The organism is Verruconatronum alginivorum, assembly GCF_056590205.1.
The window spans coordinates 2,862,706-2,883,475 of record NZ_JBWPVQ010000001.1; the positions used below are offsets into that span (position 1 = coordinate 2,862,706).

The 20,770-nt window shown below is 60.5% G+C and carries 15 protein-coding genes; 3 read left to right on the plus strand and 12 right to left on the minus strand.

The genetic code is table 11. The annotated features are described in order from the left end of the window. Positions 1-2: 2 nt before the first annotated feature. Positions 3-1,427, plus strand: a complete 1,425-nt coding sequence (locus ACWUI2_RS10270) for an MFS transporter (protein WP_486982762.1) — start codon at positions 3-5, stop codon at positions 1,425-1,427. Positions 1,428-1,583: 156 nt separating this feature from the next. On the opposite strand, the gene ACWUI2_RS10275 is transcribed toward ACWUI2_RS10270, so the two are convergent. The 5 genes from ACWUI2_RS10275 to ACWUI2_RS10295 all read right to left on the minus strand — a co-directional run bounded on the left by ACWUI2_RS10275 (position 1,584) and on the right by ACWUI2_RS10295 (position 7,024). Beyond that, positions 1,584-2,126: a transposase gene (locus tag ACWUI2_RS10275; protein WP_486982763.1), complete on the minus strand. Its 543-nt coding sequence runs from the start codon at positions 2,124-2,126 to the stop codon at positions 1,584-1,586. A 687-nt stretch (positions 2,127-2,813) separates the two neighbouring features. Then, on the minus strand, positions 2,814-4,226 hold the full coding sequence (locus ACWUI2_RS10280) for a DUF455 family protein (RefSeq protein WP_486982764.1): 1,413 nt from the start codon (positions 4,224-4,226) through the stop codon (positions 2,814-2,816). 21 nt (positions 4,227-4,247) lie between these two features. Next, positions 4,248-5,156 (minus strand): carbon-nitrogen hydrolase family protein, encoded by a 909-nt coding sequence (locus tag ACWUI2_RS10285; protein WP_486982765.1) that lies wholly within the window; start codon positions 5,154-5,156, stop codon positions 4,248-4,250. Positions 5,157-5,186: 30 nt separating this feature from the next. Beyond that, positions 5,187-5,867, minus strand: a complete 681-nt coding sequence (locus ACWUI2_RS10290) for a type II secretion system protein (protein WP_486982766.1) — start codon at positions 5,865-5,867, stop codon at positions 5,187-5,189. Between the two features lie 107 nt (positions 5,868-5,974). Continuing rightward, positions 5,975-7,024 (minus strand): LacI family DNA-binding transcriptional regulator, encoded by a 1,050-nt coding sequence (locus ACWUI2_RS10295; RefSeq protein ID WP_486982767.1) that lies wholly within the window; start codon positions 7,022-7,024, stop codon positions 5,975-5,977. A gap of 220 nt (positions 7,025-7,244) precedes the next feature. Here ACWUI2_RS10295 and ACWUI2_RS10300 point away from each other — a divergent pair, with 220 nt between their 5' ends. After that, entirely contained in the window at positions 7,245-9,416 is a 2,172-nt protein-coding gene (locus tag ACWUI2_RS10300) for a glycosyl hydrolase family 65 domain-containing protein (protein ID WP_486982768.1), read from the plus strand. A gap of 96 nt (positions 9,417-9,512) precedes the next feature. After that, on the plus strand, positions 9,513-10,664 hold the full coding sequence (locus tag ACWUI2_RS10305) for an ATP-binding protein (protein ID WP_486982769.1): 1,152 nt from the start codon (positions 9,513-9,515) through the stop codon (positions 10,662-10,664). A gap of 72 nt (positions 10,665-10,736) precedes the next feature. Here ACWUI2_RS10305 and ACWUI2_RS10310 read toward each other — a convergent pair whose 3' ends face one another. The 7 genes from ACWUI2_RS10310 to ACWUI2_RS10340 form a co-directional block, all read right to left on the minus strand. Beyond that, the gene (locus tag ACWUI2_RS10310) at positions 10,737-11,915 is read right to left on the minus strand and encodes an enolase C-terminal domain-like protein (RefSeq protein ID WP_486982770.1); all 1,179 of its coding nucleotides are present in this window, start codon (positions 11,913-11,915) and stop codon (positions 10,737-10,739) included. Positions 11,916-11,942: 27 nt separating this feature from the next. Beyond that, positions 11,943-12,767, minus strand: coding sequence for an MBL fold metallo-hydrolase (locus ACWUI2_RS10315; RefSeq protein WP_486982771.1), 825 nt, complete (start codon positions 12,765-12,767; stop codon positions 11,943-11,945). A gap of 5 nt (positions 12,768-12,772) precedes the next feature. After that, a complete protein-coding gene (locus tag ACWUI2_RS10320; protein WP_486982772.1) occupies positions 12,773-13,549 on the minus strand; it encodes an SDR family NAD(P)-dependent oxidoreductase in 777 nt (258 codons plus the stop codon). Positions 13,550-13,561: 12 nt separating this feature from the next. Further along, a complete protein-coding gene (locus tag ACWUI2_RS10325) occupies positions 13,562-14,518 on the minus strand; it encodes a dihydrodipicolinate synthase family protein (protein WP_486982773.1) in 957 nt (318 codons plus the stop codon). After that, positions 14,515-15,276 carry a creatininase family protein gene (locus ACWUI2_RS10330; RefSeq protein WP_486982774.1) on the minus strand — a complete coding sequence of 254 codons (762 nt, stop codon included), beginning with the start codon at positions 15,274-15,276 and terminating at the stop codon, positions 14,515-14,517. Before ACWUI2_RS10330 ends, ACWUI2_RS10325 begins: the two co-directional genes overlap by 4 nt. Before the next feature lie 31 nt (positions 15,277-15,307). Continuing rightward, the gene (locus tag ACWUI2_RS10335) at positions 15,308-16,573 is read right to left on the minus strand and encodes a hypothetical protein (RefSeq protein WP_486982775.1); all 1,266 of its coding nucleotides are present in this window, start codon (positions 16,571-16,573) and stop codon (positions 15,308-15,310) included. Between the two features lie 129 nt (positions 16,574-16,702). Next, positions 16,703-20,764 carry a glycosyl hydrolase family 65 domain-containing protein gene (locus tag ACWUI2_RS10340; protein WP_486982776.1) on the minus strand — a complete coding sequence of 1,354 codons (4,062 nt, stop codon included), beginning with the start codon at positions 20,762-20,764 and terminating at the stop codon, positions 16,703-16,705. Positions 20,765-20,770 lie beyond the last annotated feature (6 nt).

A 20,770-nucleotide genomic window follows, 5' to 3' on the forward strand; every position in this document is an offset into this window, starting at 1 on the left:
CCGTGGAAACCAACGACGAATCTCCGCCGGTGACCGTTCCGCTCCGGACCCGGATTTTCTGGGGTTTCGGCGGGTTGGCGGATAATTTCATGTTCAACACGCTGGTGGCGTTGGGCATGATTATTTACGTCGATTTCTTCGGTTTGTCCGCTTGGTTGGCGGGGATCGCCCTCTTTCTTCCCCGGTTCGTCGACGCCATCACCGATCCGTGGATTGGCAATTTGTCCGACAATGCGAAGACCCGCTGGGGGCGCCGCCGACCGTTCATGTTTTTCGGAGTCATCGGGTCGGCTCTGATGTTGCCGTTCCTTTGGACGCCGCCTGGATTGGAGACGATCGGTGCGGAGTGGTATCTCAACATGCCGTTCCTTTATCTGGCGTTTACCGGGAGTCTTCTGGCGGTGACCTATACCTTCTTTGTGGTGCCGTATACGGCGCTTGGATACGAATTGACGCCCCATTACGATGAGCGGACCCGGGTGATCGCCTGGCGGATGTATATCGGTTTGATCGGGTCGATGGCGGGCGGGTGGCTCTACCGGTTGACCAATCTCGAAGTTTTTCCGAACGAAGCGGTCGGGGCGTTCGCGATCAGCGGAGGATTGGCGGTGCTGGTGATCGCGGCCGGATTGATGCCGGTCTTTGGGTGCCGGGAGAATTTGGCGGTCGTCGCGCAACCCGCGATCCGGTTGATTCCGGCGATTTGTTATACCTTCACCAACCGGGCCTTCCTGATCGTCTTCGTGGCCTATACTGTCGTCATCCTGGCCTTGTTCTCGGCCAACGGGATTTTCCCGTTCTTGTTGATTTATTACGTCTTCGACGGCGACCGGGTGGCGTTTGGCAATTTTCAGGGGTGGTTGATCACGCTCGGGGTGACGGTCTCGTATTTGAGTATTTTTTTGATCGCCTGGGTCTCGCGACGGACCAGCAAGCGGCGGGCGATGATGTTCGGGTTGTTGTTGGCATTGGGTGGTTCGGTTTTCAATTGGTTCGCTATCGATCCGCGTTGGCCGTGGATGATGTTTGCGGCGGCGATCGTCGGTTTCCTTGGATTCCAAGGATGCTGGTTGATGGTTGACTCGATGGTGGCCGACGTGTGCGACGACGATGACTTGCGGTCGGGGCGGCGGCGCGAAGGGATGTTCAGCGCGGTCAAGGGATTCGCGCTGAAGCTGGCGCAGGCGTTGACCGCCGTTATAGGAGGCGCCTTGCTCACGTTATCCGGATTCGACGCCGGGACGGCGCGCGCCGAGGGGCTTTCGCCGGACGTAGCCTTGACGATGAAGAACCTGATGATCGGAGTCCAGGTTCTCGGCCTGGCCGGGGCGATCGGACTGATGTGGTTCTATCCGATTTCCCGTGAACGGGCGGAGGAAAACCGTCGTCAATTGGAGGCGCGCGGCCCGGTGGCGGTGGCCGATTAAGGGGCGGTTTTTTTCCTTTTTCGCGCGAAGCGCTTTGGAGTGCGTGTGCGTCCTCGCACCGCTTTGGTCATCCACGATTTCACCCCCGCGACACCTCTCCAACCATCCGCATCCGCCCATCCACGCACGAATAATCCGTTTTATAGATCGTGCGATTTAAAAGTCATCTGGAACATTCACCTGATCGATCTTGAACGAATAAACCGTCTTCACAAATGCCGGGCTCGCATTTGTCTCAAACCACGCGGCGGAGCACCAGGGATAATCCCGGGCGACCCGCACCAAGCCGTGTCGCACCGGATTGAAGTGAACATAGTGCAATCGTGCCAGCCACGATCTTTCAAAGGTGAGAGCCGTATCCCGGTATTGATACATTACTTGTCGTGCGGGCGTTCGGTCCACCTTGTTGAGGCGAAGCCCCAGTTCCCGGTGTAAATGTCTCAAGAAAACCGCGAAGTCAAAACCGGCAACGCAACATGCTGTACTCGCAATTATATGATAATGATTGGCGAGAAAACTCCAGGCTTGCAGGGAAAGAGTATAGTTGGACGCAAATTCGAAGGTCGTATCGCGGAGTAGATTCAGCTTTTCCGGCGTATTAAAAAACCGCTGTTTATGAAGCGTGCCGGCGGTGACGATATAGGTGCTTCCCTTCTCAAAGCAATGGGGCGGGGCATGGGGCCAAGGGGCGGTGGTCATGGAGGGCATTGTTTGGTGTATGTTCAATGTTTGCAAGGAAATGTTGCGCTTTGTTGCAGCACCAAGTGCTTCGACCGCCTACGATTTCCCCTCCAGCCATTCGCTACCCTTTCCATTCGCCTGCGGGGACGCGGAGCACTCCAAAGAGGCTGCGCCTCGGAAAAGTGGAGGTCCGTTATCGTTTTGCGCGAAGCGCTTTGGAGTGCTGGTGCGTCCTCGCACCGCTTTGGCGGGGGGCGTTGGTTTTGTCAGGCGCGAATTTGTTTATCGAGGGGGTGACCTTCGCCGCTTCCGGAAAGCTCCGCGCGGACGCGGAGCACTCCAAAGAGGCTGCGCCTCGGAAAAGTGGAGGTCCGTTATCGTTTTGCGCGAAGCGCTTTGGAGTGCTGGTGCGTCCTCGCACCGCTTTGGCGGGGGGCGTTGGTTTTGTCAGGCGCGAATTTGTTTTTCGAGGGGGTGACCTTCGCCGCTTCCGGAAAGCTCCGCGCGGACGCGGAGCACCAAAGAGGCTGCGCCTCGGAAAAGTGGAGGTCCGTCATCGTTTTGCGCGAAGCGCTTTGGAGTGCTGGTGCGTCCCCGCACCGCTTTGGCGGGCGTTCGTTTCGTCCGGCGCGAATTTGTTTATCGAGGGGGTCTACCTCCTCCGCTCCCGAAAGCTCCGCGGGAAGACGCGGGGCGCCACTGCGATCAGCGGATCGTGAGATCGAGTTTGAACTCAATCGCGCCGCAGAACCCGGAAAAGGAATTTACCAGGTCGTTGCGGGATTCTTCGTCGAGGCTCATCAGATATTCTTTGGCCGCGCCGTGGTCGTTCGGGTTGTCGAGGACTCCTTGCAGAATTTTGGCCCGAGCGTCGCGCGCCATTTCGTCTTTGGGCGCGACATGGCCGTAGGCGGTTTCGAAGATCCTGGCGGCCCACTTATGGCCGAAGCTGACATGCAGTTGCTCGTCCACACAGTCCACTTCGGGAAGCATGGCGCTCCGGGTATCGCCGTTTTTCAGGAAGAATGGAATGCTGCCTTTTTTCCGGGTGAAACTACAGGCTTCGCCGACCAGGGTGAGTCCGAGGAAATATTCAGCCAGGGATGCCGAACGTTCGCTTCCGGCGCACCATTCAAAATCGCGGAAAGGGTCGAAACCGAGTTCCACCAGACGGCGCAGGCCCATCCGGGAATGGCGGCATTCGTCCCAGATGTGACGGGAGAAATCGACGAAGAAGTCGAAGGGCATGTCGGGCATCCCGTGGAAGATTTCGCACATCGGATCGATGACCTGCCATTCGGTGGCGTCGTGGTAGACGATTTCGCGCAAGGTGCCGTGGACCGGATTTCCCTGGAGTTCGTTCGGAATGGTGGGCCGCAGCTTCAGGCGCGGATCGTTGCTTCGAGTTTTCGGGAAAGGGCCGGCCGGGTCGGTGACCGGCGAGACGGGCAGATCGTCGGCGCGGGTGAATCCGTCCGGAGTCAACGCCCCGAGGCGAGTGAGACATGCCTGCACGTGTTCGAGATAAGGACGCGATTGGTCGGGATTCCATCCGGCCATCGGTTGACTGCTGAAAAAGGGCCGGGCCCAGTCGAGTTGGTCCCGTTTCTCGGCGAGGATGCCGCGGAGAATGTAAAGCGTCGGGGCGTCGAAGACTGCGTCACAACGTTCCTGATACGTCCGGTAGGCGCGGTCGAGGGCCGGGAGGATCTGGTGGAACAAGGCATGGACGAAGGCGGCCCCGTGGTCGGCCGGTCCGATGCTATCGAGGAATCGGGCGATGCTCGGGTGGGAATCGACCCGGCCGACACCGCCGGGGAGCTCTTCCATCCGTTCCCGCAGGCGGCGGGCGTGTTGCATGTTTTCGAAGAGGAAGCGGGGGAGCTCGATCTTCCAGTCGAGGTTCCCGCAAGCGGGGATCCAGCCGGCGAGCATCCGGGAAAGACCGAATTCCAAGGTGATGAAATGGGACAACCAACGGACATGGTCGCGGGGGCGGAGCCATCCGCCGCCGTCGCCCCAGAGGGCGTTTTCCTCTTCGGCGTTGACGCCATGAGGCAGGCCGTTGATGCGGGAGTCTTTGCGGGGAAGGGCCGAACGGGTGGATGATGGATTCATAGCGTGAAAGAAATCGGTTGATTAACGGGCGGTGGAGATCGTGGAGGCGTCTTTCCAAGGACGATGGCCTTCGGTGAGGGGCGTGTAGATCTCGGGTCGGCGCTGGTGGAAGACGCGGCTGTTCCGGCGGAAAAGCCGCAGGTGGTCGAGATCGACGTCGGCGATTATGTAGTCGTCTTCCGGAGTCGGGGCGTGGGCGAGGATGGTCGCCGGAAACGTGGCGATGGTGGTTCCGTAGCCGTGCGAGGTGTTGGTCGCGACGAGTGCGGTATACGTTTGGTAGGTTATAGTCCGCACCATGAAATCCTCGATTGAACCGGCCCGGCCGTTGATCCAGACGAGGATTTCCGCCCCCTGAAGGGAAAGGATGTTTGGGACTTCCGGGAAGTAACCGTCGTAGCACGTAAAGATCCCGACGGTTCCGAAGTCGGTATGAAAGACCGGAAAGGAATTTCCCGGTGTCATTCTCGATTCCAGTTCGTTGCCGGTGGCGGGCCAGAAGAACGGCGGTTCGCCGACCGCGGCATGGGTCTTGTCGTAGCGTCCGGCGATTTTTCCGGAACGGTCGAACAAAAGGGCGGTGTTGTGGAAAGCACCGTTCGGGTCTTCCCCATCGAGTGCGCCGATGATCACATAGACACCGGCCTCGGCGGTGGCCCGGGAGACGATATCGGTCGCGGGTCCCGGGATGGTGGTGAAGCCGAGATGGTATTCCGGAAATACGACCAGATCGGCGCCGTCCTCGGCCGCTCTCCGGATGTAAGCGGCGGCGTCTTCCGCCGGAGAATGACCCTCCCTGGGTTTGATTTGTAGCGCGGCGATCCGGACGGTGGCGGGCGACGAAGCGACCTCTTCACCTCGGACCTCACCGGCGGAGATTGTGGGGAAGACGAAAATCAGTGGAAGGAAGAACAGCAAAGATTGTCGCATGGGTGAAAGCGGGGGGATGGATCCGAGGAATCATTGGCCGTAGACCATCACACCCCAGTAGTCGCTATTGTCTCCGTCTCTCAGCAGATCGTCGATCTTGAGGCGTTCCACGTGTCCGTCGACGAAGCCGACGTTGAGATCCTGTTCGTTGCCGGGACTCTGGCCGCGCCAGGCCTGGAAACGGTAGGCGGTCGGCTCGGCGTCGAAAAACCCGCCAGCCACCCACAAGGATTCCATCACCATGGTCTTGCGGCTGGCGTTGGGGACGGTATCGGGGCTGACCCGGGCGCGAGCCCCGGAGCCGGCCGCCCGGTAAAGCCAGGCGTTCATACCGTAGCTGGTGAGATTCGGATTGGAAACCTGCGAATGGCGGGTCAGCAGATTCGGAGCGAACCAGATGGAATTCCCATTGCTTTCCCCGAATGATTCCACCGGCTCCACGTAACTCTGCATGTCGTGTCCCCAGAAATGGTTGTTGGCGTCGCCATTCGGGTTGGTGCCCGGGAAGAAACCGTAGTCGTTGGCGTAAAGCTGGGCGGCGAGGTTCAACTGACGGATGTTGGAGACTGATTGCGAAGCCCGGGCCGATTCGCGGACTTTACCGACGGTTGGTATCAGAATTGCCGCGAGAATGCCGATGATCGCGATGACGGTAAGGAGTTCGATCAAGGTGAAAGCGGAGGATGAGGAAGAGGGTCGGGAAGTTTTCATGGGTCTTGCGTGGGATCAAAGGTTAACGTCAGTCTGCATATAAAACGATACATATAGGATCGTGTCAAGCCTTGGCGGGAACATTTTTTGGGCTGGCGGACGGCGAATCAGCCAGTCGGTGGTCGAGGTGCGGGACCAGTGGAATCCCGGGCGATGAATTTGGTTGGGAAAGTGACTTTGGAGGGGGGCAACGGCTCGCTGGCGTCGATCCGGGCGATCATCAATTCGACCGCCCGGTCCATGACCTCTTCGAGGGAGTGGGAAATAGTCGACAAAGGGGTAGGGAGGTAGCGGGCGAGTTCGATGTCGTCCATTCCGACGATCGAAAGGTTCTCCGGGACGCGGAGACCGTGCCGCTGGGCGGCCCCTTCGATCGCCAGGGCGACGAGGTCGTTTAAGGCGAGGATCGCGGTGGGCCAAGCCGACTTCGGGGTGTCTTTCAGGAATCGGTCGAAAACGTCGAAGGCGTTGGAGAGGGTGACGTCGGAATTCAATTGCAGGCGCGGGTCGAGGGTGAGTCCGTGCTCGGTGAAAACCTTTTCAATGATCCGCAGGCGGACGCTGTCGACGGTGACGCCCCCGATCCGTCCGCCGAAGAAGGCGATGCGGGTGTGCCCGTGGGCGACCAGATGTTGGACCGCTTCCGACAGTCCCGGGGCGTAATCCGACTCGACCAGATCGAGGTTCATCTTCGGGGGCACCGGGCCGCCGATTACCACGGTTGGTTTCGGGAGGGGTTTGCGGGGTCCCATTTTCTTCAAGAATGCCATTGGATCGATGACGGTGAGGAAGACCCCGTCGACCTGGCGTTCGAGGATGCGCTCGTAGGACCGCCGTTCGTGTTCCAGGCTGGCCATATTGTCCTCGATCACGAGGGAATAGCCGATCCGGTTCAGACGTTCGGTGGTGACCCGGGCGAGCATCGCGTTGAACGGGTTGGTGAGATCGGGGAGGATCAACCCGACCGTCATGAATTTGCTGGTCCGCAGGCCTCGCGCCGCCCGGTTCGGGACGTAGCCGAGTTCGCGGACGCTGCGCATCACCCGTTCGGCGGTTTTTTCGGAAGCCCAGCAATAGCTCCGGCGGTTCAACACGCCGGAAACTGTCGCCGGGGAAACTTTCGCGTGGGCGGCTACGTCTTTCAGTGAAACGGGCATGGGTCCAGTAAAAATCGACAATTGATTTGAAACGGAGAAAACGGGAACGTTCCCTCGCGGATTGACGTCTGTTATTTAGCAACGGCGTTGACAATCGTAGCAAGCCTTGCTTTCGTATGTAACGTTTTATATGAAGCCGACCCGTTTATCCTCCGCCTGCGTCGTCGCTGCCGCGGTTTTCGTCGCCGGTCCGGTCGCCTGCGAACCCGCTCCGAAAACCATGTCCGAGACTGACGATCATACGTTCCCACGTTTTTCCGCCGCCGATGATCCGGCGACGGCGGACGCCCTCAATCGCTTCCTTCATTATCACTTCGTGAACCGTCTTCACAACGACTGGGTGGTGTTCAACAAGGAGTATTTGATGAAGGCCGATCTCTGGCTCGATTCCGCTCTGGACGGACGCCGGGGGAAGTCGATCCAGGAAGTCCATCGCAACGATCTGCTGGCGATCCAGGTCCATCCCGAGGGTTACGTGCACACCCATCAGCATTTTTCTCACACCCATGACCACGGCTGGCCGTTTCCGTATTGGATCCAGATTCCGGCGACCGACGAAGCGACCGGCGGGGTGGTGGGGCGCTTCCAGGATTTGACCGCCGGGTGGCATTTCCAGCACGAGCGACCGGAGTGGGACCTCTTGGGGATGTTGATGAGGCATACGCCCGGGGCTGAGAAACACATCGGAGACCGGGCGCTGGAGGGCTGGGAATTGACGGGTCTTGAATCGGGCGGAATCGTCGACGGCGCCTGGGAATTGCGGACGACGGAACGTTCGCCGACGTTGGCGACCCCGGCGGATGTCACCATCCGCGCAGATCAGTCTCCATTTCTCCAAATCCGTTGGACGCGCGACGGCGAAGCGCCGCATGGACGCCTTCCCTACGTTGAATGGATGCGGGAGGGGGATGACGGTTTTTCGCCTCGGCGGCGGGTCTACATTCCAAGGTGGCAGACGGAAGATCATGAAAATCTTTCGAGCGCGCGTCACGATTTGATGACGATGTACACCCACCCGGAGTGGGAGGGCGAGATCGTCCGACTCCGGTTTAACCTGAGTCCCGGGGAGAGCGGGGTGCGTTTTAGGATCGATTCGATCTTCACGGCTTACGACACCCGCAAGCAGCACAACAACCCGATTTACATCCTGGCGAGCGGCCATTATTTCCGTTGGACCGGCGACCTCGACTTTCTTCAGCGGCAGATGCCGAAGCTGCGGCTCGCCCTGCGTTACCTGGACACGGTGATGGGTGGCCGGGAGTTCGGTCACATCCGCAATCCGTGGCCTGGCAATGATGGATTGCCTTCCTTCGTCCCGGACGAGGCGGGCAACAAGGTCTTTTCCCCCGGGCGCGGAATCGGCAACAATTATTTCGATCTCCTGCCGTTCGGCTGGGACGACGCCTACGCCACGGCGCAATACCACGCGAGTCTCCTGGCGATGGCCGACCTGGAGGAAGCCGTGGCGAACAATCCGGGCTGGCAGATTCCGGGAGGCGCCGATCGCCTCGACCCGGAAGACCTGCGCGCGCAGGCGGCACGGGTCAAGGAGAGATACAACGAATTGTTCTGGGACGCGGAAAACGAGCGGTATTTCGGGGTGATTGACCGGGACGGAAACAAGCACGATTACGGCTTCGTTTTCCTCAATCTCGACGCGATCTGGTATGGGGTGGCGACCCCGGAGCGGGCGCGCTCGATCATGGATTGGATCGACGGCCGCCGTATCATCGAAGGGGATACATCGACCGGCGAGGACATTTACTTCTGGGAGTTCGCTCCCCGCTCCACCACCAAACGGAACGTCTGGTGGTATGGTCAGGCTTGGAACATGCCGGAACGAATTCCGTTCGGCGGTCAGGTGCAGGACGGCGGGGCGGTCCTCGGATTTTCCTTTTACGACATCTGGGCCCGGCTGAAAGTTTACGGTCCCGACGACGCCTGGAAGCGTTTGCAAGCTATCATGGTGTGGGACAGCCGGGTTCACGAAGCCGGTGGCTACCGGGCATTTTACAGCGAAGGCGGTCCGGGTGGTCCGGTGCTGCAAGGGGCCAACGTCGCCGGGGGGATCGGAATCGACGCCGAATTTTTTGAAACCAGCCTCTTGCCCGCGATCGTGGTCCTCGGGTTCCTCGGCATCGAGCCGATGCCGGAGGCGTTGCGGATCGATCCGCGACTTCCCTCCGAGGTTCCCTCGCTGACGCTCCACGGCATGCGTTACCGGGGGGAGCGAATGGATATCACCGCCGAAGCGGACCGGATCATTCTCCGGTTGCCCTCCGATCCGGTCGAAGCATTGCCGATCCGTCTTCCCACCGGATGGCAGTTGCAGTCCGCCCCCGAAGGGGCCCGGATCTTCGACCGGGCGGGGGAATACGTGTTTGAAAGGTAGAACGGTTTTTAATCCGGGCGATGGCTTCACGCAAAATTTAAAGTGCCGGGGGGAAGGATTTTTCAGTGTATCGCAATCAAATTTCATGTAAATTGATTGCATGAACACCGAAATTCACCGATTGCGTTTCCGGAAGAGACTTTTTTTCTATGGGGCCCCCGTCAGACCGGGAAGACGACTCTACTGAAGAAGCGGTTTTCGGACGGCTATTGTATCGATTTGCTGCAAACGGATGTCCGGATGAAGTTCGAGCGGGAGCCGGCCCGGCTTCGTCAGGAGTTGAGAGCCTTGGCGGAGGGCACGGTGGTGATTATTGACGAGATCCAGAAAGTGCCCGCGCTCCTGGACGAGGTGCACTTTCTGTTGCAGGAAGCCGACTCACGGCGTTTTGTTCTGTGCGGGTCCAGTGCCCGAAAGGTGAGGCGCGGTCATGCCAATCTGCTGGGGGGGCGGGCATTGAGGCGTGAGTTACTCGGGCTTTCCGCACGGGAAATCGGTGGTGATTTTTCGCTGGCGCGGATGCTCAATCACGGCCCGCTACCGCCGCACTATCTTGTCGATTCGGCGGAGGAGCGAATCTCGGCCTATGTTGATGTCTATCTGAAGGAGGAAATTCTGGACGAAGGAGTGACCCGGAATCTACCCGTATTTTCCGACTTTTTGAGAGTGGCGGCCATTGGCGATACCGAGGTGACGAATTTCAGCAACGTGGCTCGCGAATGCGCGGTCGCGGCTTCGACCGTACGGGGGTATTATGAGATTTTGGAAGATACGCTTCTCGGGGCGTTTGTTCCTGCCTTTACCCGTCGGGCGAAAAGGCGGGTTCAGCATGCTCCCAAGTTTTACTTTCGTGACGTTGGAGTCGTGAATCATTTGGCTAGACGGGGTAGAATCTCAGAGGGGGGCGAGGTCTTCGGCAAGGCATTTGAGAATTGGATATTTCATGAACTTTCCGTTTACCAGCGGTGCGTGGCGCGTGATTTGGACATTGCCTATTGGCGGCTTTCGAGTGGCATCGAAGTGGATTTCGTTCTCGGCGACGCGGCAGTGGCGATCGAAGTAAAAGGCAAGTCCCGCCTGCAGAGTCGGGATCTTCGTCATCTGTTGGAATTCAAGAAGGAGTACCCGGAGGTGCGGGAATTGATCGTCGTTTGCTTGGAAGAGCGGCCGCGCGTCACGGACGAAGGTATCCGGATCTTGCCCTACGAGGAGTTTCTGAATCTCATATGGCAAGGTGGGGTTTTGTAGTCGCACGGTGCCAAGAGATCGGGCAGGCACGCCCTCATGGGGTGCCCAAGCCGTGTGCCAAACCGATGGTATTCAGGACGTGGAGTCGATGCGGTATTCGGCGACCGCTTCGGGGTTGATTTCGATTCCGAGGCCGGAGCGGTCGTTGGGACGAAGGTGACCGTCTTCCGCCCGAGGTTCGCCGGTGAAGATTTTCCAGAAAAGTTCGTTTCCGGTATCGGGTTCGACGTCAGGGAAATATTCGACCAGCGGGCAATTGTTTTGGGAAACAATGACGTGGAAATTGTGGGCTTCGTTGGAGTGCGGGAAGATCGGCAGTCCGGCGGCCTCGGCCAGGGCGCAGATCTTTTTCATCGCGGTGATCCCTCCGACCCGGTTGGCGTCGGGCTGGAGGATGTCGGCGGTGCCGAGATCGATGAGTTGCTTGAAGCCGTAAATCGTCGCCTCGTGTTCGCCATGGCTGATCCGGGTTTCCGCTTTGCGGCGGAGTTCGACGTAGTGGCCGAGTTCGTCGGGAGGAAACGGTTCTTCGATCCAGGAGAGGCCGTAGGGCCGCAGACGACGTTCCATTTCGACCGCGTAGGGGAGGTCCCAACCCATGTAGGCGTCGGCGGCGAGTTCGATGTCGTCGCCGACCGCTTCGCGGACGGTGCGGATCAACTCGACGTTGCGGCGCATCCCCTCCGGACCGTCGGCCGGGCCGAATCCGAAACGCTGTTTGAGGGCGGTGAAACCCTCGGCCACGTAGCCGCGGGCCTCCTCCGCGAGAAGGTCGAGATCCTCCAGCGCGTAGAGGCGGCTGGCATAGGCGCGGACTCGTTCCTTGGTGGCGCCGCCGAGCAACCGGTAAACCGGTTGTTTCAGGAATTTGCCGATCAGGTCCCAGCAGGCGATGTCGATCGCGCTGATCGCCGCGACCACCACGCCTTTGCGGCCGAAGCGGATGGTGGCCCGGTACATCTTGTCTTGCAGCATCTCGACGTCGAACGGCGATTCACCGATCGCCAGCGGGGCGAGATAGGTCTCGACGATGTCGCGGCCCGCGCTGGTGAATCCGCCGATCGTTCCGTGGCCGGTCAATCCGTTGTCGGTCTCGACTTCGACCAGCGCCAAGGCGCATGGACCGAACCATTTGCGCCCGGCATCCCGTTCGCCGCGGAATTTCGAGGTCGGCGTGCAAAGGTTCTTTTTCAGCGTGTCGGGGGTGCGGGAGAACCGCAGGTTGGTGACGCGGATGCGGGTGATTTTCATGAGGGATCGTGGGAGCGGATGGCGGGATCAGGCGACGACGCCCTCCGGGAAACGTTCGGCGTTGAGCGGATCGTAGAGTGGAACGAAGATGTCGGCGGTCCGGCGGAAGTGAGCATAGGCGTGATGGGCCTCGATGATGCTCTCCGCGATGCCGATGGGAATGTCCTTTTCGAGGTTCTCCAAATGAAAGGCGGCGTCGGAGAGGATCACCGTTCCCTTGGCGGTGTCCACTTCGACCGCGAAGGAGGAGCGGTGGTGGGCTCCGACCCATTTGCAGCGCAGGCCGGGTAGGAGTTCGAGTTCATCGGCGAGCAGCATGAGCCGGTCGTGGGCGGGGCCGAGGAGCCAGAAAAAATCGTCGTCGGAGATGCAGCCCTGGCGGGGCACGTGGTGACGGTATTCGTGGGCGATCAAATCTTCAATCCAGCCCCGTTTTGAGAAACAGAACTGCGCGTTGGAGAAGAGGCGGAGGTTGCCGGTGGCGTAGAGTTGTATCGGCGAAACGAGGACAAAGTCGACACTCGCCGGATCGATCCCGGCGGCCGGGAGGGCGACGGCGGGCCGCCATTCGTCGGGGCGTTCCAGCTGGGCGCGGGGTCCGAGAAAATCGCTCCAGGCCTGGGCGAGGGGAGCGATGTTCTCCGGGAAGCCGGTGTTGAGGACGATCGTTTTGCCGCCCCCTTGGATCACCGCCATGATGAAGCGAAGGGAGGTCCAGTCGGCGAAACGTTCCATCCAGAAAACTTCCGGAGCGGGAACGTCGATGGTGGCGGTCGGGAAGAGTCGGACGGTGTAGTGGGTGGTGGTCATGATCGGGAGTGGGTTTATGACAGACAGGAATGTCTGTCTCACGTTGTTTACAGGTGGTGAATCATTTCGCCGCCGTCGACCAGGATTGCGGCGCCGGTGATGTAGCGGGCTTCGGGCCGGGCGAGAAACGCGACCACGCCCGCGACGTCGTCGGGCATGCCGATGTAGCCGACGCAGGTTTGTTTTTCAAGGTTTTGACGGTTGGCGGGAACCGCGAGGTATTCGGCGTTGATCGGAGTTTCGATGGTTCCCGGAAGGACGGAGTTGCAGGTGATGCCGTGGGAGCCGAGGCAGACAGCGAAGGCGTTCATCATGGAAATTTGTCCCCCTTTGGTCGGGCAGTAGTGGGATTGGATGGTCCCGCCTTTGAGGGCGGAGATGGAACTGATGGCGATGATGCGTCCGCGGGTTTTCCGTTCGACCATCAGGCGGGCCGCTTCCTGGGTGCAGAAGAACCCGCTCCGGAGATTGGTGTGGTGGGTGAGGTCCCAGTCCTCTTCGGTTATCTCGTGCCATTCGCGGAACGGGCAAATACCGGCGTTGTTGACCAGCACGTCGATCCGGCCGAATTCCTCGCGAATGCGGGTGAACATCGTGCGGATGGCGTTGACGTCGGACAGATCGGCGATGGCCAATGAGGCTGAGCCGCCGTTTCCGCGGATGGAATCGAGGACGGCGTGCGCGGTTTTGCTTTCGGTGCGTCCATTGATCAGGGTGTGATACCCTTCCGCGGCGAGGCGGCGGGCGATGGCGGCGCCGATGCCGCTGGAGGAACCGGTGACGAGGGCGACGGGGGAATCGGAGGGCGAATCGTTGGTGGGCATGGATGGAATTTGTTAGCTGGAGGTGGAGCGAAGCGGTTGTCGTGAAAAGCCTTCCTCGGTCAGTGCGTCCAGGAGGCGATCGATCAAACGAGCCAAATAGGACCGTTCCGGAGCGGCGAGGGAGATCGTCGGCGAGCGGACATGACCGTTGGGGAGGAGTCCCCGTTGTTTGGCCAGGGCCTTTTCGCAATGGTGGAACCATTCGAGATTCCGGAGGCTGAACTGGATGTAAGGGAGCAACAGGGCATGGAGACGGTAGACCCGCGCGGCGTCCCCTTTCAGATGGGCTCGCCAGATGGCTTGAAAGACATCCAGTAGGGGAAGTCCGGGCATCACCCCGGCGATCCCGGCGTCCAGTTGTTCTTGAAGATAGAGCCCACCCCAGCCCGAGAGGACCCGCACGCGGTTTTTTGTCAGGGTCCGGATGGCGGCGCATTTGTCGGCGATTGCCGGTTCCTCCAGTTTCAAGAAGGCAAGGTTGGAACAAGTTTCGGCGACGCGAGCGACATCTTTGGCGGAAATGGAAGCGCCCGCGGGGTTCCAATCCTGGAGGATGACCGGGAGCGAGGTGGCTTGAGCCACGGTTTCCGCATGGGAGCGCAGGGCGTCGTCGGAAGCGGGCAGATTGCGGGGGAGGGCGGTGGCGATCATCGAAGCGCCGAGTTCTTCGGCTTGTTTGGCGAGATTCGCCGCCCAGGGGCTGTAAACATGGTTGCATTGCACGACGACCCCGATCCGGCCGTTTGCTCCGTCGATCGCCGCCCGGATCAGGCGCTCCCGTTCGTTGTCGGCGAGTTTGTAGAATTCACTCCCGAAGGCGGGAAGGCAAACCAGGCGAATGCCACACTGGATCGCGAACTCGAGTTGGGGGCCGAGGGCCTCCAACAAAATCTTGCCGGAAGAATCGAAGACGGTTGGCAGGACGGGCAGGGGACCTGGAGCGGAAGAGTGGGTGGCGTCGGCGGTCATGAGGACGGAAGGTTTGTCATGTGAGACTGAATACGTTCGGCGATCGAGTCATAGAATCGGTCCAGCAATTTCCGGCCGGTCGCGGCGTCGGCGGTAGCGCGGGGATCTTCGCCGTATTGGGCGAAGAGAGGATGCCGGGGGTCGATCATCGAATCGGGCCAGGTCGCCGGATCCGGCATTTGGCGGTCCTTGCTCCAAACCGGTTCGGTATGGGAGACCAATGCCTCCATTCGCACGTGCTCGGGCAGGAGTGCGAGGCCGTAGGTGGTCTCCCAACGGGCGGCGTGGTCGCCTTCCATCCGGACTCCGACAGTTTCCCCGAGGCTTACTTCGGATCCGTAAAGGAAAAGGGTTTCCGGATACGCTCGCCTGATTGGGGGCATCACGTCATTGAGGATTTCCTGCCAGGGATAATGTCCGGCAAGGAGAACCACCGCGCGAAATCCCAATGCGGGGAGTTTGGCGCAGGTATCCTTGAGGATGCGGGCGGTTGCCGTCGGCTCCTGGTAAAAGGTCCAGGGGAATGCGTCGTGGCCGCCGAGGGCGCCCCACCACATGATCGGCAAAATCACTCCGCCCGTGCGTTCGGCGAGTCGACAACAAATTCGGTCGGCCTTGAGTCCATCGAATCCCACAGGCAGGTGCCAGCCATGGTGTTCGATAACTCCAAGCGGCCAGTAGGCCACTGGAGTTTGATTTACGATATCGCGCAATTCATCCGGACGTGAGGTTTCAAACCGCTGATAAGGGTGAGCCATTTGAATCTCCCGGAATAGGCCAAGCCGGAAATCACGGTTCAATCTCTTCCACCCACAGCCGGTAGAATCTTCGTCCGATGGTGGCGGCTTCGTCTCGATCGGTGGCGATGATCTCTTCCCAGATGCCGTCGGGATCCACAGCGCCTTCCGCCAAGTCGAAATGAGTGTCAACCTCCGCGGCGGTCGCCGGCACCCAGGTGATCAAATCGGAGGACTTTTGCGGGAAGACCGCGGCGTCCTCCATATCGGCGCGTTGGCGGTAGGTGATGGCGAACCCTCCGCCGGCTTCGGATGGAGTCGAGACGTCGACCAGATCCGTGCGGTCCGGGGAGAGAGGGTCGCGGGCCAAGGCGTATTCGAGGAAATTGACCAGCCCGTCGCCGTCCGGGTCATCCCAGCGCCCCGTGATCCCTTCCGAGGGTTCCTCCCAAATGCCGGCCGCCCAGGTGTCGTAATTGATGGTGTCAGGGCCGAGCGTGGAGATGATGAAGTTGTCGAAGCGGAATTGCGCGGAGGCGAAGACCAAGACGTTGTTTTCTGAGAAGCCGGTCAGGCCGATCCAGGCGGGAGTGACTTCGGTGAGGTCTAACGATTCGGCCAGCAACTCGCCGTTGACCCGGAGAGTTCCGATCCCTTCAGTTACTTTGAGGTCGAGGTGATAGGCTCCGTTGGGTGTTACGGTGGCGGTCCCTCCGCCAGCGGCTCCGCCGTTGGCAAACACTTGGAAGTCGCCGGAAGGATAGATGATCACGCCGCCGTTCGCCGCGAAAGCCGGGAATCGGACATCCGGTTGTTGGCCGAAGCTGAGGCCGGCCCAGCGGTCGTTCAACCGGTCGGGATCGGGATGGGCGTGTGTCACCTGAACCTGGATACGGTAATTCAGGTTTTCAATTTGGAACGGGGTGCCGTTATTCACGAAACCAAGGTTGGGGCTGACCGTCGACCAATTCACCATATCGTTGCGGAAGCGCAGAGTGTGGGTGTCGATCGGCTCGGCGGCAGGCCAGTTTTCCTGGGCGCGGAGGTCCCAACCGTTGCCCGTGGTAAAATTGGTTTGCCCGTAAACCGAGTAGGTGAAACCAGCCGGGTTGATTTGAGTGACAATACCCCCGCCTTGTCGCCCCCCCTCGGAACCGATATTGGTGGCGAGGTTGGTCGTCTCTCCCGGAGGGGTGATCGCCGTGAGGAAGTTATCCGTGAAAATATCGGTCGAGAACGACTGGGCTCCGGCTGGGATGGAGAGGCCGAATACCGCGAGCGACACGGCTCCGGTGCGAAGGATGGTAGGGATGCGCATGGTGTTTCGATGGTTTGAAGTGAAAGCCTGACGGAATATATGAAACGTTTTATGTCGGTTTCGTCAAGGGGAAAGGATTTTTAGGAATCGGTTTATGAAGGGTTGGGGAAAGGGCGGGAATCGCGAGGTTCAGGGGGTGGCGGGTTCCACTTGCAGGCGGTAGAACCGGCGCTGGGAGTGGTCGATCGGTTCGCGGTCGGTCGCGATGATTTCCTCCCAGACCCCCTCGGGATCGGTTGCTCCCGTGGCGAAGTCGAAATGGAGAGTGGCGTCCACCGCGTTCGCCGGGACCCATTCCAGGAGGTCGGGAGAGAACTGCGGAAATACCGTGACGTCTTCCGCGTCGAGGCGACGCCGGTAGGTGAGAACGAAATGGTCGCCGTCCGGGAGCGATTGGATCGTGGTCTCGAGCGGATTGACGGCGTCCGGGGTGAGGGGATCCCGGGCCAAGGCGTATTCGACGAGATTGACCAGGCCGTCGCCGTCCGGATCGTCGTAAGGCCCGGTGATGCCCGGAATCGGTTCGCCCCATTGGTCGACCACCCATTGGTCGTATCCCGTCGATTCTTCCGGATCGCCGAGGGTGGAGATGGTGAAATCGTCGAACCGGAATTGGGCTGAACCGAATATCGACGGATTGTTTTCCGAAAATCCGCTCAGGCCGATCCACGCCGGGGTGATGCCCGCCAGATCGATCGCGTCCGCGGCGAGCGTGCCATTCACATGGAGGGTGCCCATCCCTTCCAATATTCTGAGATCGATCCGATAGGCTCCATTTGAAGCGAGGGGAACGGAACCGGCGGCAGCCACCCCGCCATTGGCGAAAACCTGGAAATCGCCGGACGGGTAAACGATCACCCCGCCGTTCGCGGCGAAGGCCGGGAAGCGGACATCCGGCTGTTGGCCGAAGCTCACTCCGGCCCAACGGTCATTCACGTGATTGGGATCGGCGTGGGCATGTGTCACCTGAATCTGGATACGGTAGTCGAGGTTTTCAATTTGGTACGGAGTGCCGTTGTTGATGAATCCAAGGTTCGGGGTGACGGTCGACCACGCTCCGGCGGCATCGTTACGGTACCGCAGGGTGTAAGTGTCGATGGGTCCCGTGGCGGGCCAATTGTCCTGGGCGCGGAGATCCCAGCCGTTTCCTGGGGAGAACGTTGTTTGGCCGTAGACGGTATAGCCGAAACCGGCGGGGTTTATTTCGGTGACGAGACCGCCGCCCTGGCGTCCACCTTCGGCGCCGATGTTGGCGGCGAGGTTGTCGGTATCTCCGGGAGGGGAAATCGTGGTGAGGAAATTGTCGGAAAACAGGATCCGGGTCCACGCGGGAGGCGGCGGCGGCGGTGGCTCGGGCGCGTCGGCCGGTTGGATGACAACGGTTTCGCCCTGGAGAAAGGTTAACGCGATTTCCGCTTCCCCGATTTCATTGGTGGTGAAGGTGGTGGACGACCCGATACGGAAAGAGGTGTCGGGGGGCAGGTTGGCCAAGAGCAGCTGGAGGTCGCCGTCGCCGGGGGAGGCGCGGGTGATCTCGATCCGCGGTCCGGTGCGATCGACCTCGATGTGCCAGAGGTCTCCGCGGTAGTGAAGGTTGTCGATTCCGGCCCATTCCAGCGAGGAGGGGAGCCGGGGAGCGATCGTCAGTTTGCCGGGCCCCGCGTCGATTCCGAGGATGCCGTAGAGGAAGGTCGTCGGCACCATCGTCGACTCGACAAATTCCAAATGAAGGCCGAGTCCTCCCTCGCCCTGACCGTTTTCGATGTCCCCTTGGACGGTCCCGGGACGGGTCTGGTAATAGGCGAGGTATCCCCCTTCGGTTTCGACCTCCTCGAACCAGGCCGCGATGTCCGCCAACCGTGCGTAAGCGTCGTCCGGCCCGCGGATTTCGAGGCGGTTCATGATGTCGAAATAGGAAAGGTAAAGGGCGGTCCCGCCGTCCTGGACTTGGTCGCCGAACGGGCGGGTTCGGTTGGAAGTCGGCCAGATCCAGTTGTAGTAGGTGTTGTTCTTGAGAGTGCTGGCGCGGGGGGCGAATCGCCAGGAATAGATGTCGCTCCCCTGGCTGGTGTCGCCGCTGACGGTGCGGATGCCGTCGAGCCAGTCGTAGACCTGCTCCCGTTGGGAGGGAGTTCCGAAACCGTAATAGAGCCCTTCGAGATTGACCAAGGTGAAACCGTAGTCGTGGGGGGTGTCGGTGGTGTCGACGGTCCCGACGAACCGTCCGGCCGACGCGTTCCAAAAGTAGGCGTTGACGGCGTCGCGGATGCCGGCGGCGAGGCCGGTCAGGGCGGAGGCGGATTTCGCGGGCGGAGGGAGGCCGAGGCCGCCCCGGTTTTCGACGTAGGCCTCGATTTCCGCCATGGCGTCGACGGCGCCCAGGTAGTAGGCGGTGCTGTAGGCGTCGCGGTGGCCGAAAGGAAGGAGGTCGTAATAATTCGAGCCGATCCCACGTCCGAAATCCTGGCGGAATTCCCCGGGACGTCCGTCGTGGCCGACGTAGTTTACCTCCAGCAAACCGAGCGAAGCTCCCTTTAATCCGGTGTGTAGATGATCCATGGCGGCGCGCATCCGTTCGAGGTTGGCGACCAGGAAGTCCTCGTCTCCCGTCCAGTTGTAGTAGCGGGCCGATCCGAGGACGAAATGGGAATTGTTGGTGGCGTGGCGGGTGTCGTAATGGGATTGCAGGCGGCGGAGGGTGACGTCGACCGGACCTCCTCCCACGCGACTGATGACCATGCGCAACTGAATGACGTTGCGGTTGGTTTCGGAGGGACCGTACCACTGAGGGTGACGATACATCGGAATGTAGCGGTTGGTCGTGCCGGACTGGGCGGGCGGGGGCGAGACGACTTGGTTTTCGGACGGCCAACCGGATTGCCCCTGGAGCCGCCATTGGACCGTCACCTCGTATTCCGCCGGAACGCCGAGCAGGGCCAGGTAGGGGGAATGGAACGTTTCGATGGGACGATAGGGATTCCAGGGGCTGAGAAACGTTCCGCTGCCGCTAATTGCCGGGGAGGAAACGGTGACTGGTCCACTGCCTTGGATCCGCCAGCCCGGGGAGTTCGGCGTCGAGGCGGAATGGCCCGAAATGGTCCATCCGACCGTGTTGTCCCGTTGATCCCATAGGTAGGCTTTGCCCCGCCGCCCGAGTTCGACGTTCGATTCGGTGCCGGAATTGGCGTAGGTGGGAAACGGCCACCCGATGGTTGGGAAGAAAAAGCCGGCGGGGGAGGCGGGATCATAAGTGAAGACATAACCCTCGTCGTCGAGCGGGATATTGAGCAGATTGTGGCGGAGCTCCGCGTTGATGTCGTGGGGACCCGAAGGATGCGCGGCGGTGTCGAGCCACAGGGTGGAGATGGTGTTCCACCCGCGCCAGTTGCTTTGTTGGACGCCGCGTATCGGCCCGGGATTGAGGACATAGCCGTAGTGGTAACGAAAAAAGCGGTTGAGACGGTCGGCGGTGGCGGTGTCGGATGACCGAAAGGTCGGGAACGAGGGGCCGAAGGAACGGAGGTTTTCGATCTCGAGGTTGTCGACGGTGCGGCGAAACTGCCCATTGCCATCCTCGGCGTCGGTATGGAGGCTCACCAAGGAAACCCGGGCGTAGGCGCTTCCGGCGTGTTGAACCTGCGCGACTTGGGATCCGTCGAAGCGGACCCGGTGGATGGAACCGACGCTTTCGACTTCGACGCGCATCGCACCCTGGCCGATCCGGTTGCCGACGGTTCCTTGGGCTAGGACCGGAGTGAGACTGGGGCCAAACAATGTCCATTGGCCGGAAGGAAAAATGATCAGAGAGTAGCCGCTCAGGTCGAATCCCTTCCCGATTTGGCGCCAGGTGATTCCGAACCATGCGTTTGCGGGGGCGGTTTCGATGTCGAGGTCAAAGGCGATTCGCACATCCTCGACTTTGATCCGGTCGACGGTCGCCGCCATTCCTCCCAGCCCGGACGAGGAAGCGCCGCGGTTGCTGACGAAGGTCAGGCGGCCGTTCTCGAGCATGGGCGCCGTCCCGTCGGGGGTCGGTGTCGCCCGCCAAGGGTATGCCCCGCCTGAAGTGAAGCCGAGATTGGTGCCGTTGGCCCGATTGAAGTTGTCGGAGGCGTCGTCGGTCGCGGCCGATGAGAAAGTGATGAAAAAGGAACCGAGACCGAGGAAAAAAAAGACGAGAAAGGATCTCATAGAGGT